The sequence below is a fragment of the Acidimicrobiales bacterium genome (assembly GCA_040219515.1).
Classification (GTDB): domain Bacteria; phylum Actinomycetota; class Acidimicrobiia; order Acidimicrobiales; family Aldehydirespiratoraceae; genus JAJRXC01.
Genome location: JAVJSI010000016.1, coordinates 165,108 through 187,586 on the forward strand (window position 1 = coordinate 165,108; position 22,479 = coordinate 187,586).

At 67.2% G+C, this 22,479-nt stretch carries 16 protein-coding genes; all 16 read left to right on the plus strand.

Annotated elements, in window-relative coordinates:
- Nucleotides 1-88: 88 nt before the first annotated feature.
- Nucleotides 89-1,030: a hypothetical protein gene (locus RIB98_16785; protein MEQ8842640.1), complete on the plus strand. Its 942-nt coding sequence runs from the start codon at nt 89-91 to the stop codon at nt 1,028-1,030.
- Between the two features lie 84 nt (nt 1,031-1,114).
- On the plus strand, nt 1,115-1,852 hold the full coding sequence (locus RIB98_16790) for a methyltransferase domain-containing protein (GenBank protein ID MEQ8842641.1): 738 nt from the start codon (nt 1,115-1,117) through the stop codon (nt 1,850-1,852).
- Between the two features lie 69 nt (nt 1,853-1,921).
- Nucleotides 1,922-3,358: a 30S ribosomal protein S1 gene (rpsA, locus tag RIB98_16795; GenBank protein ID MEQ8842642.1), complete on the plus strand. Its 1,437-nt coding sequence runs from the start codon at nt 1,922-1,924 to the stop codon at nt 3,356-3,358.
- A gap of 221 nt (nt 3,359-3,579) precedes the next feature.
- Nucleotides 3,580-4,584 carry a hypothetical protein gene (locus RIB98_16800; protein MEQ8842643.1) on the plus strand — a complete coding sequence of 335 codons (1,005 nt, stop codon included), beginning with the start codon at nt 3,580-3,582 and terminating at the stop codon, nt 4,582-4,584.
- A gap of 5 nt (nt 4,585-4,589) precedes the next feature.
- Nucleotides 4,590-5,873 (plus strand): P-loop NTPase, encoded by a 1,284-nt coding sequence (locus RIB98_16805; GenBank protein ID MEQ8842644.1) that lies wholly within the window; start codon nt 4,590-4,592, stop codon nt 5,871-5,873.
- Between the two features lie 106 nt (nt 5,874-5,979).
- Entirely contained in the window at nt 5,980-7,419 is a 1,440-nt protein-coding gene (locus RIB98_16810) for a CpaF family protein (protein ID MEQ8842645.1), read from the plus strand.
- Nucleotides 7,416-9,383, plus strand: a complete 1,968-nt coding sequence (locus RIB98_16815; protein ID MEQ8842646.1) for a type II secretion system F family protein — start codon at nt 7,416-7,418, stop codon at nt 9,381-9,383. The genes RIB98_16810 and RIB98_16815 overlap by 4 nt, the downstream gene beginning before the upstream one ends.
- 7 nt (nt 9,384-9,390) lie before the next feature.
- The gene (locus RIB98_16820) at nt 9,391-10,320 is read left to right on the plus strand and encodes a type II secretion system F family protein (protein MEQ8842647.1); all 930 of its coding nucleotides are present in this window, start codon (nt 9,391-9,393) and stop codon (nt 10,318-10,320) included.
- A 31-nt stretch (nt 10,321-10,351) separates the two neighbouring features.
- Entirely contained in the window at nt 10,352-11,824 is a 1,473-nt protein-coding gene (locus RIB98_16825; protein MEQ8842648.1) for a hypothetical protein, read from the plus strand.
- A gap of 66 nt (nt 11,825-11,890) precedes the next feature.
- Nucleotides 11,891-13,705: a GAF domain-containing sensor histidine kinase gene (locus RIB98_16830; protein ID MEQ8842649.1), complete on the plus strand. Its 1,815-nt coding sequence runs from the start codon at nt 11,891-11,893 to the stop codon at nt 13,703-13,705.
- Nucleotides 13,706-13,865: 160 nt separating this feature from the next.
- Complete coding sequence (locus RIB98_16835) at nt 13,866-14,510, plus strand: response regulator transcription factor (protein ID MEQ8842650.1); 645 nt, start codon at nt 13,866-13,868, stop codon at nt 14,508-14,510.
- Between the two features lie 117 nt (nt 14,511-14,627).
- The gene (locus RIB98_16840; GenBank protein MEQ8842651.1) at nt 14,628-14,831 is read left to right on the plus strand and encodes a hypothetical protein; all 204 of its coding nucleotides are present in this window, start codon (nt 14,628-14,630) and stop codon (nt 14,829-14,831) included.
- A 131-nt stretch (nt 14,832-14,962) separates the two neighbouring features.
- Nucleotides 14,963-15,598, plus strand: a complete 636-nt coding sequence (coaE, locus tag RIB98_16845) for a dephospho-CoA kinase (protein MEQ8842652.1) — start codon at nt 14,963-14,965, stop codon at nt 15,596-15,598.
- A gap of 123 nt (nt 15,599-15,721) precedes the next feature.
- Nucleotides 15,722-17,767 (plus strand): excinuclease ABC subunit UvrB, encoded by a 2,046-nt coding sequence (gene uvrB, locus RIB98_16850; protein ID MEQ8842653.1) that lies wholly within the window; start codon nt 15,722-15,724, stop codon nt 17,765-17,767.
- Nucleotides 17,768-17,806: 39 nt separating this feature from the next.
- Nucleotides 17,807-19,519 carry a hypothetical protein gene (locus RIB98_16855; protein ID MEQ8842654.1) on the plus strand — a complete coding sequence of 571 codons (1,713 nt, stop codon included), beginning with the start codon at nt 17,807-17,809 and terminating at the stop codon, nt 19,517-19,519.
- Nucleotides 19,520-19,577: 58 nt separating this feature from the next.
- Entirely contained in the window at nt 19,578-22,424 is a 2,847-nt protein-coding gene (gene uvrA, locus RIB98_16860) for an excinuclease ABC subunit UvrA (protein MEQ8842655.1), read from the plus strand.
- Nucleotides 22,425-22,479: the final 55 nt, after the last annotated feature.

The window sequence follows — 22,479 nt, forward strand, 5'->3', positions numbered from 1 at the left end:
GACTATTCGTGCGAAATCCGCACAAATAGTCCACCAGAACCACGGGGTCACACGAGCGCTGTCACACCGGGTTGGTAGCCCGGTCGCCATGGCGACGGAACGTGACGAGATGGTGTGGGAGCTGGCTGGACGACAGCACGGAACGGTCGCGCGAAGGCAGCTGCGCGAGATCGGGTTCGATGCGGGAGCGATCGGCAGGCGGAGACGGGACGGTCAGCTGCTCGAGGTGGGCGACGGGGTGTTCCGTGTGGCGGGCGCGCCCGAGACCGAACGGGCTGCGCTCAGTGCCGCCATGTTGGAGGCGGGTCCCACCGCAGTGGTCTCCCACCCTTCGGCCGCTGCCCTCTGGGGCGTGCCGGGCTTCACCGCACTGCCCGCGGGGGTGACCGCTCCCGGCCGACCCGGCAAGGGAGGGCGTCCGAGACTCGCGACGGTGCATCAGCCGCGCTGCCTGCTCGACTGGCACTGGGTCGACGTCGACGGACTCCGGGTCACCACGCCGACGCGAACGCTCTTCGATCTGGCCGGCCTCCGGTGGGTCCATCCCAAGCGGGTGGGACGGGCGCTCGACCGCCTGTGGGCGCAGGGCAGAGTCGACCATCGGTCCCTGCGGCGGATGCTCGACTGCCTGGCGAAGCGGGGACGACCGGGAATCACCCTCATGCGCGAACACATCAACGCCAGAGGGGAGGACTATCGCCCGCCGGAGTCGGGCGCCGAGGGGCGTTTCCGCGAGTTGGCAGTGTCGTGGGGCCATCGATCGTTCGAGCAGCAGCGTGACCTGGGAGATGAGAACCGGTGGATCGGCCGCGTCGATTTCGTCGACATGGAGGCCGGCATCGTCGTCGAGATCGACCCGGCACCGTTCCACTCCTCACTGCTCGACGTCGCCCACGACACCGCACGACGCGAACGGCTGCGAGCAGCGGGGCTGCAGGTCATCTCGGTCACGGAACGAGAGCTGTTCCACGCTCCCGCCGAGCTGCGTCAGCTCCTCGCCGCCGCCTACCGGCAGTCCCGCGCCGCCTGAAACCCGCCGTTCTGGTGGACCAATTGCGCGTCAGGCGCACGAATGGTCCACCAGAACGACGGGGGTGAACGGGAGAATCGGGGAGTGAGCGACAGGGGGCACTGGTTCGAGGAGTTGGCCGACCACATGGGTCCCGCGTACCTGCGCTACTCGTTCACGAAGGGAACCCGACGGGAGATCGACGCGCTGGTCGAACGGCTCGGCCTGGCGCCCGGCATTCGGGTGCTCGACGTGGGGTGCGGGCCCGGTCGCCATGCCAACGAGCTCGGACGGCGTGGCTACGACGTGCACGGCGTGGACATCAGTGAGACGTTTCTCGAGGTCGCCCGCAACGAGGCCCCCGCCGGCGTCACGTACTCGCGAGAGGATGCCCGCGACCTGCCCTTTCGCGTGGAATTCGACCTGGTCATCTCGATCTGCCAGGGGGCCTTCGGCCTTGCCGGCGGCCCGGCGGCGGGGGAGCGGCTCGACCCGGACCTGGAGATCCTCGCCGGCATGGCCCGCGCCCTGAAGCCCGGCGGCACGCTCGTCTTCACGGCGTTCAGTGCCTATCTCCAGGTGGCAAACCTCGTCGAGGGCAACGACTTCGACGCTCTCCGCGGCGTGCATCGCGAATCCACGGAGATCCGCGACGCCGAGGGCAACGTCGCCGGGACCGACCTGTGGACCACCTGCTTCACGCCTCGGGAACTGCGCCTGATGTGCGCCGCCGTCGGGCTCGAGGTGCGTTCGCTCGACGCGGTCGAACCGGGGAAGTGGACGGCACGTCCTCCCGATGTCGAGTCGCCGGAGTTTCTCGTGATCGCCACGGCTAGCCTTTGAAGGCTGTCTTCCTGACAGGGCACTGTGGTCCGATACCGCCGCGTCAACCCGATTCCCGAGAAAAAGTACATGACTGACACCTCCCTCGAAGAGACCCAATTCGGGACCTTCGATGCCGAAGGCAACTACACCCCTCGCCAGATCATCGACACCGACCTCGGTGGCGTCGACATCGAAGAGGCCTACACCAGCACCATGGTGCTGGTGGAAGACGGGCAGCTCGTCACGGGCACCGTCGTCAGGGTCGACCAGGACGAGGTCCTGCTCGACATCGGCTACAAGTCCGAAGGCGTGATCCCGAGCCGTGAACTCTCGATTCGCAACGACGTCGACCCCAACGAGGTCGTGTCGATGGGCGAGTCGATCGAAGCGCTCGTCATCACCAAGGAAGACAAGGAAGGGCGTCTCGTCCTCTCCAAGAAGCGTGCGCAGTACGAGCGCGCGTGGGGCAAGATCGAAGAGATCAAGGAAGCCGAGGGCATGGTCAAGGGCCCGGTGATCGAAGTCGTCAAGGGCGGCCTCATCATCGACATCGGTCTCCGCGGCTTCCTCCCGGCGTCGCTCGTGGAGCTCCGTCGTGTCCGCGACCTCCAGCCCTACGTCGGCAAGGAGCTCGAGGCCAAGATCATCGAGCTCGACAAGAACCGCAACAATGTCGTGCTCTCGCGTCGTGCGTGGCTCGAGGAGACCCAGAAGGAACAGCGCGAAGCGTTCCTCGACGATCTCAAGCCGGGCGAGAAGCGCACCGGTGTCGTCTCGTCGGTCGTCAACTTCGGCGCCTTCGTCGACCTGGGCGGCATGGACGGTCTCGTCCACGTCTCCGAGCTGTCGTGGAAGCACGTCGACCACCCGAGCTCGGTCGTCACCGTCGGTGACGAGATCGAGGTCGAGGTGCTCGAGGTCGATCTCGACCGTGAGCGCATCAGCCTCTCGCTGAAGGCGACGCAGCAGGATCCGTGGCAGGAGTTCGCCGGATCGCACCGCGTGGGCGAACTCGTCTACGGCCGGGTCACCAAGCTCGTGCCGTTCGGTTCGTTCGTCCAGGTGGGCGACGGCATCGAGGGCCTCGTGCACATCTCCGAGATGTCGGCACACCACGTCGACCTCCCTGAGCAGGTCGTCACCCCGGGCGAGGAGCTGTGGGTCAAAATCATCGATCTCGACCTCCAGCGCCGTCGCATCAGCCTGTCGATCAAGCAGGCCGCCGAGGGTGGCCAGGTTGCCGCCGAGTACCAGGAGCACTTCGGTGATCATGCGTACGACGCCGAGGGCAACTACATGGGCGACGACACCAGCTCCGAGGGCCAGCAGGCCTGGGAGGAGTACTACGCGGAGGCCGGCGAAGATGCGCCGGTGCCCGGTACGACCGAGACCGGAACCGACGAGCACGGCAACGAGATCGAGTACGAGTACGTCGAAGAAGAGGTCGAAGTGGTCGAGGAAGTCCCGGTGGCCGAGGCGGCTGCCGAGGGCACCGAGGCCGAGGAATCGACCGAGGAAACCTGAGCACTCGGCCTCCGGGCCGACACACTCCACCGAACGGGCGCCCCAACGGGGCGCCCGTTTCGCGTTCTCATCAAGAACCCACAGCGGAACGCCGTTGAGAGGGAGGCCCCTGACGTCGGTCGCGCACCGGGACCGAAGTACCGGGCCAAACGCCTCAACTACGAGACGGCGCATCCGACAGGGGGACCGCAGAAGGTCACTCTCTCACCAACGAGGTTCCCGTGAGTTCCCGGAAGACACTCATCCTTATCGCTGCGATCGGCGTCGGCATCTTTGCCGGCATCGCGTTGCTCAACTACGTACGAGGCATCGAACGCGATGTCTACGACGACGCTCAGCCGGTCGAAGTGCTGATCGCAACGGCGGACATCCCCAAGGGAACCCCCGTTGCGCAGGCCCTCGAATCGGTGGAGCGCAGCGAGGTCCCGCTGAAGATCCGCCCGTCGACGTTCATCTCGCCGGACAACACCGATCCCATCACCGGGCTCGTTGCCGGCGGCGACATCCCTCGCAACCAGATCATCGTCGCCGGACTCTTCATCGACCCGACGGTCCTGACGCAGTCGCTGCGTGACCAGATCCCCTCGGGCAACGTCGCCTTCTCGATGGAGGTCGACACGATCCGAGCGGTCGGCGGCTACCTCCAGCCCGGCGACGAGGTGAACCTGATGGTGAACCACGACGGCAGCTGCACCACCGAGGACGCTGCGCCGACACCCGCCGAGGGCGAGGCGCCGATCGAAGACGGCGCCACCGACCCGGACAACAACTCGTTCGGGGCCACGGTCAGCGACGAGGAGTACTGCACGTTCTCCCAGCCGGCTCGCTACGTCTACCAGCGGATCGAGATCCTGGCCATCGGCGCCCGTCAGCAGTTGCAGACCGGGGCCGACGGTACCCAGACGGCGCTGACGCCGCAGGGCGGCACCATCACCTTCATGGTGCCCAACGAGGCCGCTCAGCTCCTCGCTTCGGTCGAACCGTCCGACGTCTACCTGACGTTGCTGCCCGACGACTACGAACTCGAGCCGCTGCCCGCACTGACCGCCGAGCTGATCGGCAACCGCACACCGGCTGAGATCGCCGGATGTGGCACCCCCTACGGCCCGGACGGCTTCATCGAAGGCGACAGCGACACCGTCGCCGACGAGTCCGAGAGCGCCGATGCCTTCACCGACTTCATCAATGGCCATTGCGCCCTGATCTGGGCCGAAAGCGGAGAGTGACCCCGATGTCGAGCTTCTTCACCGACGACACCAGCGCCGACGCGGCCCCCGCGCTCGGAGCTGAGGGCGAATCGTTGGTCCCGGAAACGGCCGCCTCGGCGGACGGCTTCCGGGGCTCGACCGCCACTCCCTCGGTCAACCTCGTGGTCATCGAACCGGATGATGTTGCCCGAAACCGCATCGTTGCTGCGTTGGGCAGCGATGTCAGCCACTTCCCGCTGGTCGAGGATCTGATCCCCTACCTCAACGGCGAGCCGATCGTGATGGTCCTCGGCCCGAGCTGTGCCGTCGACGGCACGCTCAACACGGTCGAACGCGTCATCCAGGCTCATCGTGAGATCGGGGCGATCCTGGTCGCCGAGGAACTCACGACCAATCTCCTCCAGCAGGCGCTGCGATCCGGCGTCAAGGACGTCCTCGCGTCGCCCGCCGACGGCCAGCAGCTCACCGAGGCCATCGGCCGAGTCACGTCCAACCTGGCATCGGTGCCCTCGGCACCGGTGGCGGGCGACGAGCTCTTCGAGGACGACGGCGAGCTCGGCCAGGTCATCACGGTCTTCTCGACCAAGGGTGGCGCCGGCAAGTCCATGATCGCCACGAACCTCGGGGTCACGCTGGCCCAGCGATCGGACAAGCCGGTCTGCCTGGTCGACGCCGATCTGCAGTTCGGCGACATCGCGGTGATGCTCAAGCTCTCGCCGCAGCACACCATCGTCGACGCGGTCAGCTCACTCGACCGCCTCGACGCGAGCCTCCTGCAGAACCTCCTGGTGACGCACGAGTCCTCGGGCCTGCTGATCCTTCCCGCACCGCTCGAGCCGGCATTCGCCGACCAGATCGGTGCCACGGAAATGATGCAGATCGTGGAAGTGCTCCGTCGCTTCTGCTCGCACGTCATCGTCGACACCCCCGCCTACTTCAACGACGTGGTGCTCGGAATGATCGAGATCAGTGACGAGGTCCTCCTCGTCGCCGGTATGGACATCCCGAACATCAAGAACGTGAAGATCGGCCTGCAGACCCTGCGCCTGCTGAACACGCCGATGGAGAAGCTCCATCTCGTGCTGAACCGGGCCAACTCGAAGGTGAAGCTCGATGTCACCGAGGTCGAGCGCACGCTCCAGGTGAGCGCCGACATCCTGATCCCGAGCGACATCGTCGTACCCCAATCGGTCAACCGGGGGGTGCCGGTGGTCCAGAGCGCACCGCGCTCGGGCGTCGCCAAGTCGCTCGAGGATCTCGCCTCGATGTTCCTACCCGTCGCTGGCGGCAAGGGCCGCAAGAAGTAGCCCCCACGAAATCGCACTACCCGGCCCGGCGTCATGCGCCGGCCACCTGATACCGCACTGAATCCGAACCCCACATCCGGCACTGCTCGGGAGGAATGCAGCAATCATGAGTCTCTACAAGCGTCTCCACGAGGTCCAGCAGGGTTCCGACGACGGCGGTGGCGCCGCGCCTGCCGCCGGCGGCTCGGCCGGTGGACCCCCCGGCGGTCTGGCCGCTGCGACCGCAGCGAAGGCCGGCGGTGCGGCGGCGCGCCGTGACCCGGTGCTCGACGAGCTCCGGCAGCGGATCCACCACAGCCTGATCGAGGAACTCGGTCCGATCCTCTACGACAGCCGGCTCTCCGAAGAGGACCTCCGCAAGAAGGTCCACGAGCAGCTGCACCAGGCCCTCGCCCTCGAGCGGGCACCGCTGTCGGCGTCGGACAAGGCCCAGCTGATCCAGGACGTCTCCGATGACATCCTCGGCTACGGACCCATCGACCCACTGCTGCGAGACGACGATGTCTCGGAAATCATGGTCAACGGTCCCGACTCGGTCTACGTCGAACGCAACGGCAAGCTGACCAAGGACCCGGTGACCTTCGTCGACGAGGCGCACCTGCGCCGCATCATCGACAAGATCGTCGGCCAGGTCGGTCGTCGCATCGACGAGTCGACGCCGATGTGCGACGCCCGTCTTCCCGACGGCTCCCGTGTGAACGCCATCATCCACCCCCTCACCATCGGTGGACCGTTCCTCACCATTCGTAAGTTCAAGGCCGATCCGCTGCAGGTCGACGACCTCATCCGGTTCGGCACGATGGACGCCAACGCCGCCCGCTTCCTGCAGGCCTGCGTGGTCGGTCGTCTCAACATCATCGTCTCCGGTGGTACCGGTACCGGTAAGACCACGACGCTCAACGTCATGTCGTCCTTCATCCCCGAGACCGAGCGCATCGTCACGGTCGAGGATGCGAAGGAACTCCAGCTCCACCAGGACCACGTCCTCTGCATGGAGACCCGTCCGCCGAACATCGAGGGTCGCGGAGCGGTCACCATCCGTGACCTCGTCAAGAACTCGCTGCGTATGCGCCCCGACCGCATCGTCGTCGGTGAGTGTCGTGCCGGCGAGGCGCTCGACATGCTCCAGGCGATGAACACGGGCCACGACGGCTCGCTCACCACGGTCCACGCCAACACGCCGCGAGACACGCTCAGCCGTCTCGAGACGCTGACCCTCATGGCCGGCTTCGACCTCCCGGTGCGAGCCATCCGTGAGCAGATGGCGTCGGCCATCGACGTGATCGTCCAGATCGCTCGGCTGCGTGACGGTTCCCGTCGCATCACCCACATCACCGAGGTACAGGGCATGGAAGGCGACGTGATCACCCTTCAGGACATCTTCCTGTTCGACTTCAGCGCCGGTGTCGACGACAACGGCCGCTATCGGGGGATTCTCAAGCCCACCGGGATCCGTCCGAAGTTCGCTGAGAAGCTCACCGCCGAAGGCATCCGCCTCGGCCCGGAGACCTTCCAGCCCAACGGCGGGGGCATGGTCGCACAGTGAGCAACTTCCTCCACCCCTCACCGGGCCGGAAGCGGTCCCGCGGTGTGGCGGCGCTGCTGACCGTGGTGCTGCTCCTCGCGGGCTTGCTCCAGGTCTCGATCGCCGCCGCCCAGGACGACACCGAAGCCGCACCGGTCACGCCGCCGGAGCTGTTGCTCGTCGACACCGTCGACCTCGACGGGTCGTACGTGCTCGTGCGCTCCGGCGAGGCGCCGACCGAGGTCGGCGTGAAGATCGGCGGCCAGGATGCCGAAACGAGCGCGCCCCGGGCGATCGCCCAGACGACGCTGCCCATCCAGACCGCCATCGTGATCGACAACAGCGGCGCCAGCGACGAGTACCTGCCGTCCTTCCTCGAGGCGGCCTCGGCCTACATCGCCAACGCCGGCGAAAACGAGGAGATCCAGGTCTGGACCAGCGGTGGCGCCCCGCGCCTCCGTGTCGGTCTGAACAACGACCACGAACGCACCGGCGGAATCGTCGATTCGATCGTGACCGCGGCGGGCGGCAGCCTGCTCTACGACTCCATTCGTGGGGCTGCGCTCGAGCTCGAGGGCACCGGACCCGGCACGACCAACGTCATCGTCTTCGCCGGTGCCATCGACGGCGGTTCGGTCGCAACGGCGAGCGGTGCCCGCGGTGCCGTCCAGGCGGCCGATGCATCCGCCTTCGCCGTGGCGTCGACCGAGACCGTGGTCGGAGCCATGCAGGCGCTGGTCCAGTCCACCTACGGCGGGGCGTTCGCGGCCACCGACGTGCCGGAGGAGATCGCCGGCTACGGCGCCTCTGTCTCGCAGGTCGTCAACAGCACGTGGATGATCCCCTTCACGTCCGAAACGCTGGCGGAGAACAACCAGATCGCGTTGACACTCGACGACACGACGATCCGGGCCACCTACGCCCCGGGCTCGACGAGTGCCGGCACGGCGCTGGCGCCTTTCGTCGAACTCGGCGCCACGGGCGTGCCGGGCTTCGGCTTCTTCGACGGCGATGCCGGACGACTGGTCGGCTTGTTGTTCGGGGCGCTCGCCGCCGGCCTCGGCGCCTTCGCAGTGGTCCAGCTGGTGCAGAAGGACGAGTCCACGCTGACCAGCGTGCTGCAGGCCTACAACGATCCCCACAGCAACGCGGCGGCCGCGGAAGCGGACGAGGCCGCGTCGGGGAACACGCTTCTCAAGCGGGCGTACGAGCTCACCGAGGGCCTGGCCGAACGCCAGGGTTTCCTGACCCGGCTCGAGTCGACGCTCGAGCGCGCGGACCTGCCGCTGCGCGGCGGCGAGGCGCTCACCGCCGCCGCCGGAATCTTCGCGGCCTTCATCGTCTTCGGCTTCTTCTTCACCGGCTCGCTGCCCGGCATGCTCGTCTTCGCCGTCATGGGCGGACTCTTCCCGGGCTTCTTCGTGCGCTTCAAGGCGTCGCGCCGGCAGAAGGCGTTCATGTCGCAGCTGCCCGACACGTTGAATCTCCTGTCGTCGACCCTGAAGGCCGGCTACTCGTTCCTCCAGGGTGTCGAGGCGGTCTCGAAGGAGATCGAGGATCCCATGGGCAGCGAGCTCCGGCGCATCGTCACCGAAGCCCAGCTCGGTCGGCCTCTCGAGGACGCCATGGATGCCTCGGCCGAACGCATGGACTCGCCGGACTTCGCCTGGGCCGTCATGGCCGTGAAGATCCAGCGCGAGGTCGGCGGCAACCTGTCCGAGCTCCTGCTGACGGTCGCCGACACCATGACCGAACGTGAGCGCCTCCGCCGTGACGTCGCCACGCTGACTGCCGAAGGAAAGATGAGCGCCATCGTGCTCGGACTCCTCCCGATGGGCCTCGGCGCCGCCATGTGGGCCATCAACCCCGAATACATCGAAACGCTCTTCACCGACGGACTCGGAAAGGTGCTGCTGGGTGGTTCCATCATCGCGGCACTCGTCGGGTTCGCATGGATGAAGAAGATCATCGCCATCGAGATCTGAGGACATCGTGATCGAGCTTTCTCCCCTTGTTGCATCTGCCCTTCTCGGCGGCGGTGTCGCGCTCGCCATCTGGGCGGTCGCATCGCAAGCCCACGAGAAGTCAGTGGTGCGCGACTCCCTGCGGGCCCTCGACGACTACGAGGTCGAGTCGGTCCGCGACCAGGAACTCCTGAATCCGCTGGCTCAGCGCGCGTTCCTCCCGATTCTCGGAGCGCTCACAAATGTCGGTCGGCGGTTGACGCCGGTCGGCTACGTCGACGGCGTGCGCCACAAGTTCGTGCTGTCGGGACGCCCCTCGGCTCAACAGATCGACCGCTTCCTCGCGATCCGCGTCGTCACCGTGGTCCTCGTGCCAGCCGCGTTCTGGTTCTGGTACATCTGGAACCCGCTCGGCCGGTCCGGCATCACCCAGCTCGGCGGCTGCGGACTGTTCGTCCTGGCGCTTCTGCTGGGGCCCGACGCCAAGCTGAACCGGGCGGTCGAGGACCGTCAGAAGAGTGTGCTCAAGGGGCTGCCCGACGTCATCGACCTGCTTGTGATCTCGGTGGAGGCCGGCCTCGGCTTCGAGCAGGCGCTCCAGCGAACGATCGCTGCGGTGCCGGGTGCCCTCAGCGAGGAGTTCAACCGGATGCTCGGCGAGGTTCGGGCCGGTTCGACCCGGTCGGAGTCGATGCGAGCCATGGACGCCCGTATCGAGGTGCCCGAGATCCGCAGCTTCGTACTCGCCATCCTCCAGGCCGACACGTTCGGTGTCTCCATCGGTCGCGTGCTCCGCTCGCAGGCCGAGGAGATGCGCATCAAGCGCCGCCAGATCGCGCAGGAGAAGGCCGGCAAGGCCCCGGTGAAGATGCTCATCCCGATGGTGTTCTGCATCTTTCCGGCCCTGTTCACCGTGGTGCTCGGTCCGGCCGCCATCCGGATCATGAACAACTTCTGAGCCGGTCGGCTCCCACATCTCGAGGGCGAGCATGACCATCACCGAGTCGACCGACACGCCGCCCACCGGAGTGGTCGACGATGACCCGTCGACGTCGCGACGCGCTTCCCGCGCCCGTCTCGATCTGGGTGTCTTCGTCGGCCTCGCCTCGGCGCTGATCGGCCTCGGGTTCGGCGCGAGCCGGATCTCGGACAACAGCTTCCTCACGCATCTCGCGACCGGCCGGGAGATGCTCGACACCGGCATCGTCCGTCAGGACGTCTTCACATGGACGTCGGCCGGCGAGTCGGTCGTGGTCCAGTCGTGGCTGGCATCGCTCGTCTACGGACTCGTCGACGAGGTCGCCGGCTTCCATGGCCTCCGCCTGCTCACTGCGCTCCTCGGTGCAGTGCTCGCCGCGCTGGCGTGGCACCTCACCCGCTCGTCGTCGTCGCTGCTCACCCGCGTCGCGATCATGTTGCCCTTCCTCGCGATCGGTCATGTGAGCTGGACCGAGCGTCCGCTCCTGTTCGCGTTCGTGTTCTTCGCGGCGATGATGCTGGCCGTCGAGGGCGACGCCCGGGCCCGGTGGATGTTCGTGATCGGGGCCCTGTGGATCAACGTTCACGGCAGTTGGCCGTTGGCGCTCGTCTATCTGGCCGCGCGAGCGGCCGGCGGGGCGATCGATCGAGACGACGTGCGGGCCGAACTTCGGATCTTCGTCACCATGGGCCTCGGAATGCTGGTCGGTGGTGTGGTCAATCCCTACGGTCCGGCGATGCTGCTCTTCCCGCTCGACCTGTTGGGCCGCCAAGAGGTGCTCTCGAACATCGTCGAGTGGCAATCACCGTCGTTCGACTCACTGTGGACCCGGGCGTTCCTGTTGCTGAGTCTCGCTGCGATCGCGGCGCTGGTGCGCAGTGGTCGGTGGCGCGACGCGTTCCCGACGATGATCTTCCTGGCCGCTGCGCTCGCCGGCCAGCGCAACATCGCGTTGGCGAGCCTGGTGATGCTGCCCGTCGCGGCGCGCGGGTTGCCCGCGCTCGGCCCGCTCAGGGCCGACCGCACCAGCGACGCGATCCGCCTCGGGTGCGTCGCCGCCGCCGTCATGCTGATCGTGCTCCCGGCCCTGGCCCTCGGGCGCTCGCAGGTCGATGTCGATCGCTACCCGGAGGATGCGTTCACTGCCATGGAGGACGACCTCGGTCTCGTGCCGGGGGAGACCCGGATCATCCACCAGGACTTCGTGGGCAACTATCTCGATCTGCGCTACGGCGACGCCGGCGCCACCTGGATCGACGATCGGTTCGAGCTCCACGACGCCTCGCTGGTCGAGGACTACCTCGATCTGCTCGACGGCGCCCCGCGGTGGCAGGAGGTACTCGATCGCTACGACGCGGAGGCCATCGTCTGGCCCCGCGACGGTGTGCTCGTCGAGCTCGCGACCGAGGTCGCCGACTGGAAGGAGGTGTGGAGTGACGATGATTGGATCGTGCTCTGCGCCCCGGACCATGCGGCCTGCTGACCGGCGATGGCCGGCCGAATGCCTTGCCAACTCTCGACAACTGCCGATGGGTGACCCGTGGATCTCATGAGTGACCTCACGACGCCGTCGAAGGCGTCATCGGCCGACGCAGCACGTCTGCGCCGGCCGTCGAGTCATCGGGCGTCCTCCTGGTTGCGCCCGCTGGCCCGCATCGGTCGGGCCAGCGATGGCTACGAGACCTCGACCCCGGGGCCGACGATCCCCGACCGCGTCGACCGCGTCGCCGCGTTCGCGCCCGCCATCCTGGCCATCCGGTGGGGCATGACCGCCGTGTCGCTGGCGCTCTCGGCTTCGGCGTTCGTGAACTCCGACTGGGAGATCGTGCTCTGGTGCACGACCCTGGTCAGCTACACGGTCATCCGCACCATCAGCCCCCTTCGCTACACCGGCGACCTCCGCTCGCTCGCCCAGGTCATTCTCGAGATCGGGCTCCACGTCGGCGCGGTCGCCGCCACCGACTACTGGGAATCGCCCTTCGTCTTCTCGCTGATGACGGCGATCATCGTCGCCGGCTTCGCCCGCGGCTTCGGCTTCGGTCTGCGCATCGCCATCGGCGCAGCGCTCGCGATCAGCTTGGGCGACGCCGCGCAGCCCGGGTACGAACTCCAGGATCTCCGCATCACCCTGCAGTGGTCGGCGGTGCTGCTCCTCGTCGGTGTGGTCGCCGGCTACGCCCGCCGCATCAGCGGTGAGGCCGACCACCAACACTCGCTCGCGCTCGACCGACTGGATCGGCTGTCGGACGCCAACGCACTGCTGTTCTCCCTGCACCGGGTGGCGCAGACACTGCCGGCGTCGCTCGACCTCGCCGATGTGCTCGACACCACCGTCGCCCGCCTCCGGGGACTCGTCGACTTCGACGCCGTCGCCATCCTGGTGTTCGACGACACCGACGCCAGTTGGCAGGTGATCCGCCGTGAGGGCGCAGTGTTGCCGTCACGACTCGGGCCGACCGAACTGCCGCGGCCGCTGATGGACGCGATGTCGAGCAATCGCATGATCGAGGAGCCCGACCTGTCGCAGCCGCGTGGGCCCGGCATCTCGCCGACCTCGTCGTCGGGCATCTACACGGTCCTGCCGGCACGCGGTTCGATCATCGGCCTTCTTGCGGTGGAGTCACGTCAGCCCAATGCCTTCGGCCGTCGCGACGTCGAACTGCTGAACGGATTCGTCGAACCCGTCGCCCTCGCCATCGACAATGCGCGCTGGTTCAGCCGGCTTCGCACGGTCGGCGCCGACGAGGAACGCACCCGCATCGCCCGCGACCTCCACGACAACATCGGCCAGTCCCTCGCGTACCTCGCCTTCGAACTCGACCGTTTGGTGAGCAAGGAGAACAAGGGCGAGGAACTCGGCGCGTCGCTCGAACAGCTGCGGGGCGATCTTCGTGGCGTCATCGGCGAGGTGCGCGACACGCTCTACGACCTACGTACCGATGTGTCGGATCAGCTCGAGATCGGCGAGGTCCTCGAACAGTTCAGTGCCCGACTGATGGAGCGCACCGACCTCGACATCCGTGTCTACGCCGACCGCAGCGGCAACCGCCTGCCGCTGCTCCAGGAACGAGAGATGTGGCGCATCGCGCAGGAGGCACTCGTCAATGTCGAGCGCCACGCCGAGGCCCGGGGCGTGGCCGTGCGGTGGCGCTGCGACGGCGAAGCCGGCGCGCTCGAGATCGCCGACGACGGCAAGGGCTTCCCGGCCGGCAAGGCCGGGCGCCTCGACTCCTACGGGATCATGGGCATGCGCGAGCGGGCGTCATCAATCGGCGCCACGCTCGAAGTGCACTCCGAAGAGGGCCGCGGAACGGTCGTGCGCTGCTTCCTGCCCGCCGATCGCAACGCCGGTCGTCGACCATGACCGGCGCCGAATCGACCGCCGCTCGTCACGCTGCGTGGGCGCGTCGGGCCGGGATACCTAATGAACCGGGTCATTCGACCGATGGAAAGTCGGGCCGGAGAGGGCCCTTGGACACACGACGATCATTCCGGTCGTCGCGATATCGAGGAAATCAGGCACGATGACCATTCGATTGATGCTCGCCGATGACCACCGGATGCTCCGGGAGGGACTCAGCCGCTCCATGTCGGAGCACGGATTCGACGTCGTGGGCGAAGCCCGCGACGGTCTCGAGGCGGTGAACATGGCGTACGCCCTCACCCCCGACGTGGTCCTCATGGACGTGTCGATGCCCGAGATGGACGGTGTCGAAGCATGTCGGCAGGTGCGGGCCTCGGTGCCCGGCACCAAGGTCGTCATGTTGACGATGCACGCCGATCAGGACGTGCTCGCCAACGCCATCCGGGCCGGCGCCTGCGGCTACCTCGTCAAGGACTGCTCGACCGAGGAGATCGCCGATGCCGTGCGCATGGCCTCCAACGGTGACACTGCGCTCTCTCCGCAGCTCGCCGCCTCGATGCTCGACGAAGTCCGCAAGCTCGACATGGCGCCGTCTCGTGAGGACCGCATCGTCACGAAGCGCGAAGAGGAAGTGCTGCAGCTCATCGCCGACGGCTGCTCGACCTCCGAGGTCGCCGAACAGATGTACATCAGCCAGAAGACGGTGAAGAACCACCTGGCCTCGATCTACCAGAAGCTCGACGCCCGGGATCGCACGCAAGCCGTGCTCCAGGCGGTCCGTATGGGGATCGTCTCGCTCGAGTAGTCCCGCCGGTCCGATGCACGAACCTGACTCGAGAATTGGGCCGAATGGTCTATGCAGGGTCCGACTCGGCCTGACGAAAACGCATATGACGAGTGACACTTCGACCGGAGTCCACCCATGAACCGTCGGCATTCTGACGAAACTCAACGGACCGGCACCGGTGACCGGGGTGCAACGCTCGTCGAGTACATCCTCGTTGCTTCGCTCGTCCTCCTCGTCGCCCTGGCCGGTGTCTCGGCCGCTGGTGACGGTGAGGGCGACCGTGTCGACGAGTCCGCGGACCGCGTGGTGATCGCGGGCGGAGGGACGTTCGACGGTTGATCTTCCCGTCGACGCACGTTCACGAGGCGGGGTGCCCTGTGACGTGAGGAAAGCAGGGCTGCTCACGGGTGGTCCTGCTTTCTGCGTTCTGGGGTTCTTTCCTCGACCGGTCGCGGGCTACCGTCCGGCCCGTGATCGAGATCGGACTGACAGGGGGGATCGGCAGCGGCAAGTCGACCGTGGCCGACGGGTTGGTGGCCCGAGGGGCGGTGCTGATCGACGCCGACCGCATCGTGCGCGAGCTCCAGGAACCGGGCGAGCCCGTGTTCGAGGCGATGGTCGAGCGCTGGGGGGAGAAGATCGTCGCCGAGGACGGTTCGCTCGATCGCGCCGCGGTGGCAAGGATCGCGTTCAGCGACGAGGCCGAGCTGAAGGCCCTGAACGCGATCGTGCACCCGGCGGTGGGCACGGAGATGGTGCGCCGACGCGAGGAGGTCGAGGGCACCGATGCCGTCGTGCTGCTCGACATTCCGCTGCTCGTGCGCGCCGACGGGCAGTCCATCGCTGATCAGTACGCGAACCTCGCCGGCATCATCGTGGTCGACATCGACCCTGCGCTGGCCGTGCAGCGCCTCGTGAAGTTCCGCGGGTTCTCGAAGAAGGACGCCGAGGCCCGGATCAAGAATCAGGCGACCCGGGCGGCCCGGAGGGCGGTCGCCGATCGCGTGATCGACAACTCGGGCACCCTCGAGGAGCTCGAACCCCAGATCTCGTTCGTCTGGTCCTGGATCACGACCCTGCCCCACCCCAAAACCCCCCGAAACTGAGGCGAGTTGACCACCTGTGCGGTGGTCAACTCCATCAAGTTCGGGGTTGGGTGGTGGGGGAGACGTGGGCTTGGGCGGCGAGGGGAGACGCCGGGTGTCACAGGCCCTCGGTAGGTTGGCGCGATGGCGCCCGTGACCGTTCCCTCCGACCGCACGCCCCTGAAGGTCGTCTCCGGCTTCGTGCCGGCGGGCGACCAGCCGGCCGCGATCAAGCTGTTGTCCGAGGGGATCGAGCGGGGCGATCGTTTCCAGACGCTGCTCGGCATCACCGGGTCGGGCAAGAGCGCCACCATCGCGTGGACCATCGAGCAGGTGCAGCGGCCCACCCTGGTCCTCGCCCCCAACAAGTCCCTGGCCGCCCAGCTGGCCAACGAACTCAAGGAGTTCTTCCCCGAGAACCGGGTCGAGTACTTCGTCAGCTACTACGACTACTACCAGCCCGAGGCCTACATGCCCTCGAGCGACACCTACATCGAAAAGGACTCCTCGGTCAACGACGAGATCGACCGGTTGCGGCACTCTGCCACCTCGTCGCTGCTGACCCGCCGCGACACCATCGTGGTCGCGTCGGTGTCGTGCATCTACGGCCTCGGTTCACCCGAGGAGTACGAGACCCAGCTGCTGGTGGTCCGCAAGGGCGAGGAGCACGACCAGCGATCCATCCTGCGCCGCCTGGTCGACCTCCAGTACGAACGCAACGACATGAACCTCGTGCGGGGCAAGTTCCGCGTGCGGGGCGACACGATCGAGATCCACCCGGCCTACGACGAGACCGCGGTGCGCGTCGAGCTCTTCGGTGACGAAGTCGAGCAGATCACCGTGGTCGACCCGCTCACCGGTGAGCGGCTCGACACCCTCGACGAGCTGGTGGTGTTCCCGGCCACGCACTACGCCACGAGCGAGCAGCGCATGCAGGCGGCGATCACCCGTATCGAGAAGGAGCTCGGGGAGCAGCTCGCCCAGTTCGAGAATGAGGGCAAGTTGCTCGAGGCGCAGCGCCTGCGCATGCGCACCGAGTACGACCTCGAGATGATGCAGGAGGTCGGCTACTGCAACGGCATCGAGAACTACTCGGGGCCGATCGACGGCCGCGGTCCCGGCGACCCGCCCTACACCCTGATCGACTACTTCCCCGACGACTTCCTGATGGTCATCGACGAGTCCCATGTCGCCGTGCCCCAGCTCCACGGCCAGTACGAGGGCGACCGCAGCCGCAAGCTCACCCTGATCGAACACGGCTTCCGCCTGCCGTCGGCCGCCGACAACCGGCCCCTGCGCTTCGAAGAGGTCATGGACCGGCTCAACCAGGTGGTGTTCCTCTCGGCCACCCCCGGGGCCTACGAGCTCGAGCGGTCGACCCAGGTCGTCGAGCAGATCGTGCGCCCGACCGGCCTGATCGATCCCGAGGTCATCGTCAAGCCCACCAAGGGCCAGATCGACGACATCCAGGAGCTCATCCAAGGGCGGGTCGAACGCCAGGAGCGGGTGCTCATCACGACACTCACCAAGAAGATGGCCGAGGACCTCACCGACTATCTGCTCGAACTCGGCGTGAAGGTGCGCTACCTCCACAGCGAGGTCGACACCATCCAGCGCATCGAGATCCTCCGCGATCTGCGGCTCGGCGAGTTCGACGTGCTCGTGGGCATCAACCTTCTCCGGGAGGGACTCGACCTGCCCGAGGTCTCCCTGGTCGCCATTCTCGATGCCGACAAGGAGGGCTTCCTGCGCAGCGAGACCTCGCTCATCCAGATGATCGGACGTGCGGCGCGTAACGTCGCCGGCCAGGTGGTGATGTACGCCGACCAGATGACCGACTCGATGCAGCGGGCGATCTCGGAGACCATGCGTCGCCGTGGCGTGCAGGAGGCCTACAACGCCGAGCACGGCATCGACCCCACGTCGATCCGCAAGGAGATCACCGACATCCTCTCGATGATCCGCCCGGCCGCCGACCGGGCGCCGGTGCCCGAAGCGCTGTCCGAGCTCGGGGCCAAGCGGCGGGCCACCGAGGACCTCAGCGACCTGCCCGAGGACGAGCTGGAGCGCCTCATCCGCACGCTCGAGGGAGAGATGCACGACGCCGCCGTCGACCTCCGCTTCGAGTACGCGGCCCGCTTGCGCGACGAGATCAAGGACCTCAAGCGCGAGTTGCGCGAGATGCGCTAGTGGTCCTCCAGATCCCGGCCGCCGTGCCGATGGGGGAGCGTGCTGACCGACACGCGCCCGACCGCACCATCCGAGGCACCGGAAGCGCCGTCTGGTGCCGTCCGCTGGCTCGAGGTCGTTGCGGTGCTGGTCCTGGTGCTCGCCGTTGCCCTTCTCGGCGATCCGTCGGCGAACTCCGGGTCCGATGCCGGCGGGAAGCTCGCCACCGTCGAGAACATCTCTGACCAGGGCCTGTCCGGCGTCGACCTCGGATACTGGGCGTCGGACGCCGACCCGCTCGGTGACCATCACCCGTTCTACAACACCACGCGCACAAGCCAGGGCTGGATCCAGGCGACCAGCGCGGTCATGCCGTCGATCTCCTCCGCCGGATCCCGGGTCGGCGGCGACCTCGGTGCGCTGGCGCTGTCGCTGCTCGCCGTCCCCGTCGGCGCGCTGGCTGCTGCGGCGCTGGCCCGCCAGCTCGGTGCGCCGACCGGTCGCCTCGCATTCTGGGTGATCGGTGCGGCGTCGCCCCTCACCTTCTACGGCACCGACCAGTGGGAACACGCGCCGGCGCTCGCCGTTGCGCTCTGGACGGTCGTGCTGATCCGGCGTCACCCCACCGGCCGACAGGCCCTGATCACCGGGGCACTCTTCGGGCTGGCGTTCATCCTGCGCCGCGAGACCGGGGCCCTCCTCGCCCTCGTGTGGCTGTCGGAACTCGCTCGGCCGGAACTCCGTCGGGACCGGCGCGAACTCGTTCGCCACCTCGTTGCGGCGTCGATCGCCGGGGTTGCGTGCCTGGGCATCGCGTTCGCGACCTACCAGTTCGACAAGCAGGTGCTCGGCCAGTCACTCGGCGGGCGGAGCCTCAGTCAGGCGGGCTCGGCCGGCAGCGACCTCGGTGAACGTCTCCACGACGGCGTGCTGACGACCATCAGCCTCTACACGGCGCTCGGTCCGGCCGAGATCGTGATGAGCCTCGGGGTATTCGTCGGTCTGGCCCTCGCCGCCCTCGGCTGGCGTCGTGACGACGAGTCCCTGACCCGCATCGGCATCGTCCTCGCGGCCGCCTGTGTCGCCATCCGCGTCGTGCTGGTCGGCACCGGCTTCGTCCCCGGCGCCTTCGCCGCGCTCCCGCTCGCCGCCGCCGCGCCGGTTCTTGCTCGACGCGACGGCCGACGCCTGGTGATCCTCGCCGCACTGGCCGTCGTCGCGGTCGTCGCCACCCAGTGGACCGGGTCGCTGGCGGCCCAATGGGGTGGACGCTACCTGTTGCTCCCCGCTGCCGTGATGGCCGTGGTCGCGTCGGCCGAGTTCGAACGGCGTGACCTACGCCACCCCGCCGCGGTGGCTGCGCTGGCCTGCACCGTGGCGATCGCGGCGCTGGGGCTCGTGTGGCACGTCGAGCGAACCAACGGCATCGCCGACATCCGTGACGGCGTGCTCGAGATCGCCGGTGACGACATCGTGATCAGCGCCAACGCCCACTTCCCGCGCGAGGTCGCGGCCGATGTGCTCGACCGACGCTGGCTGCGGGCCGATCGGGCCGACGACGTGGTCGATGCGCTCGCCGTCGCCCGGCAGAGTGCGCCGGGGGAGACCGTCTGGCTCCTGCATCGGGGCACGTGCGACGACGAGCCGTGCGGCCGACGGTGGAACGACGCCGCCGGCCATGCCGACCTCGCCGATTGGACCTCCGGTTCGGTCCACGCCGTGCCCTGGTTGGGGGCGGGAACCTACGTCCTCGAGGAGCTGGTCCCGGCCTGATCGCAGACGGGTGACAACGAACACGTGTTCGGCGTCACCGTCCCGATAGAGTGCCGCGGTGGCCGATCGACTCGTCATCCAGGGCGCCCGCGAACACAACCTCCGCAACGTCGACCTCGAGTTGCCGCGCGACAAGCTCATCGTCTTCACCGGTCTGTCCGGCAGCGGAAAATCGTCACTCGCCTTCGACACGATCTACGCCGAAGGACAGCGTCGCTACGTCGAGTCGCTGAGCGCCTACGCCCGCCAGTTCCTGGGCCAGATGGACAAGCCCGACGTCGACTTCATCGAGGGTCTGTCGCCGGCCATCTCGATCGACCAGAAGAGTGCTTCGCGCAACCCGCGGTCCACCGTCGGCACCGTCACCGAGGTCTACGACTACCTGCGGTTGCTGTTCGCGCGCATCGGTGTGCCCCATGATCCGGAGACGGGCGAGGAACTCGTCCGCCAGACCCCGCAGCAGATCGTCGACAAGATCCTCGCCATGGAGGAGGGCACACGTTTCCAGGTGCTCGCACCGGTCGTGAGGGGCCGCAAGGGCACCTACGACACGATGCTCCAGGATCTCGCCACCCAGGGCTATGCCCGCGCCATCGTCGACGGCGAACTGATCGAGCTGGGCGAAGAGGTCGAACTCGAGCTCGAACGCTACGAAACCCACGACGTGTCGGTCGTGGTCGACCGGCTGGTGCTGCGCGACGGAATCGAGCGTCGCCTGACCGACTCGATCGAGACGGCGCTCACGCTCACGGGCGGCCTCGCCGAGATGCAGATCGTGAAGAAGGAGGGCAAGGGCCCCGACGAGACGATCGTCTTCAGCCAGCATCTCTCCCGGCCCTCCGACGGGAAGTCGTTCGAGGAGCTCGCCCCCCGCAACTTCTCGTTCAACTCGCCCTACGGCGCGTGCACCCACTGCGACGGTCTCGGCACGGTGTTCGAGGTCGATCCGCAGCTCGTCGTGCCCGATCCCGAGGCGACGGTCGCCGGCGGCGCGATCAGCCCGTGGGCCGGTGGCCGGAGTCGCTACTTCTCGCGACTGGTCGAGGCGATCTGCGACGAATACGACATCCCCGCCGACAAGCCGTGGGACGAGCTCACCACGAAGCAGCGCGACCTGCTGCTCTACGGCAAGGGAGTGAAGGACCGCATCGAGGTCCGCTACAAGAACCGCTACGGACGCACTCGCACCTACCAGGCCAAGTACGAGGGTGTCCTGCCGTATCTGATGCGACGCCACGACGAGGCAGAGTCCGACAGCGCCCGCGACGCCATCGAGGGCTACATGCGCCAGGTGCACTGCCACGAGTGCGGCGGCTCCCGGCTCAACCCGCTCTCGATGGCCGTCACGATCGACGGCCACACGATCCACGACCTCTGCGCAATGTCGATCGCCGACGCGGCGAAGACGCTCGGCGAGATGGTGCTGAACGATCGCGATTCCATCATCGCCGAGCAGGTGCTCAAGGAGATCAACGCCCGTCTCGGCTTCCTCCTCGACGTCGGCCTCGACTATCTGAGCATGTCGCGCTCGGCGGCCACGCTCGCCGGCGGCGAAGCCCAACGCATCCGCCTCGCGTCGCAGGTCGGCTCGGGGCTGGTCGGTGTGCTGTACGTGCTCGACGAACCGTCGATCGGGCTCCACCAACGCGACAATCAGCGTTTGATCGAGACGCTGCTTCGCATGCGTGATCTCGGCAACACCGTGCTCGTGGTCGAGCACGACGAAGACACGATGAAGGTGGCCGACCATGTGGTCGACATCGGTCCCGGCGCCGGCGAGCACGGTGGCGACATCGTGCACTCGGGCACCTACAAGCAGCTCCTCAAGAACAAGAAGTCGATCACCGGCCAGTACCTCTCAGGCAAGCGCAAGATCGAGGTGCCGGGCGTTCGGCGGATCGGCGACGGCAACAAGCTGATCGTGAAGGGTGCCCGGGAGAACAACCTGAAGAACATCGACGCCGAGTTCCCCCTCGGCATGTTCGTGTGTGTCAGTGGCGTGTCGGGATCGGGCAAGTCCACCCTGGTCAACGACATCCTCCACCGCTCCCTGATGCAGAGCATCTACTCCTCCAAGGTGCCGCCCGGGCTCCACACCCGGGTCGAGGGCATCGAACACCTCGACAAGGTGATCGCCATCGACCAGTCGCCGATCGGTCGCACACCGCGCTCGAACCCGGCCACCTACACCGGCGTGTTCGACCACGTCCGCAAGCTCTTCGCCCAGACGCAGGAAGCAAAGGTCCGCGGCTACCTGCCCGGTCGCTTCTCGTTCAACGTGAAAGGCGGCCGCTGCGAGGCGTGTCAGGGCGACGGCACCATCAAGATCGAGATGCACTTCCTCCCCGATGTCTACGTCCCGTGTGAGGTCTGCAAGGGCAAGCGTTACAACCGCGACACCCTCGAGATCGACTTCAAGGGCAAGAACATCGCCGAGGTTCTCCAGTTGCCTTGCGCCGATGCCCTCGAGTTCTTCGCCAACCAGCCGGTGATCTCACGCCACATGCAGACCCTCGTCGACGTCGGACTCGGCTACGTCCGCCTCGGTCAGCCCGCCCCCACGCTCTCGGGCGGCGAAGCGCAGCGAGTGAAGCTGGCGAGCGAGCTGGCCAAACGGTCCACCGGCCACACGATCTACATCCTCGACGAGCCGACCACCGGGCTTCATTTCGAGGACATCCGCAAGCTGCTGGGCGTGCTCGGTCGCCTCGTCGACCAGGGCAACACGGTGCTGGTCATCGAGCACAATCTCGACGTGATCAAGACCGCCGACTGGCTGCTCGATCTGGGGCCCGAAGGTGGCTCCGGTGGCGGACAGATCCTCGTCGCCGGCACGCCGGAAACGGTCGCAGAGACGCCGGAGAGCTACACCGGCAAGTTCCTCGCTCCGCTGCTCGATTCGTAGCTGATTGGCCCTCTATGGGCCTTGAGAACCATCCGCGGGTGCCGATGGGACCCTA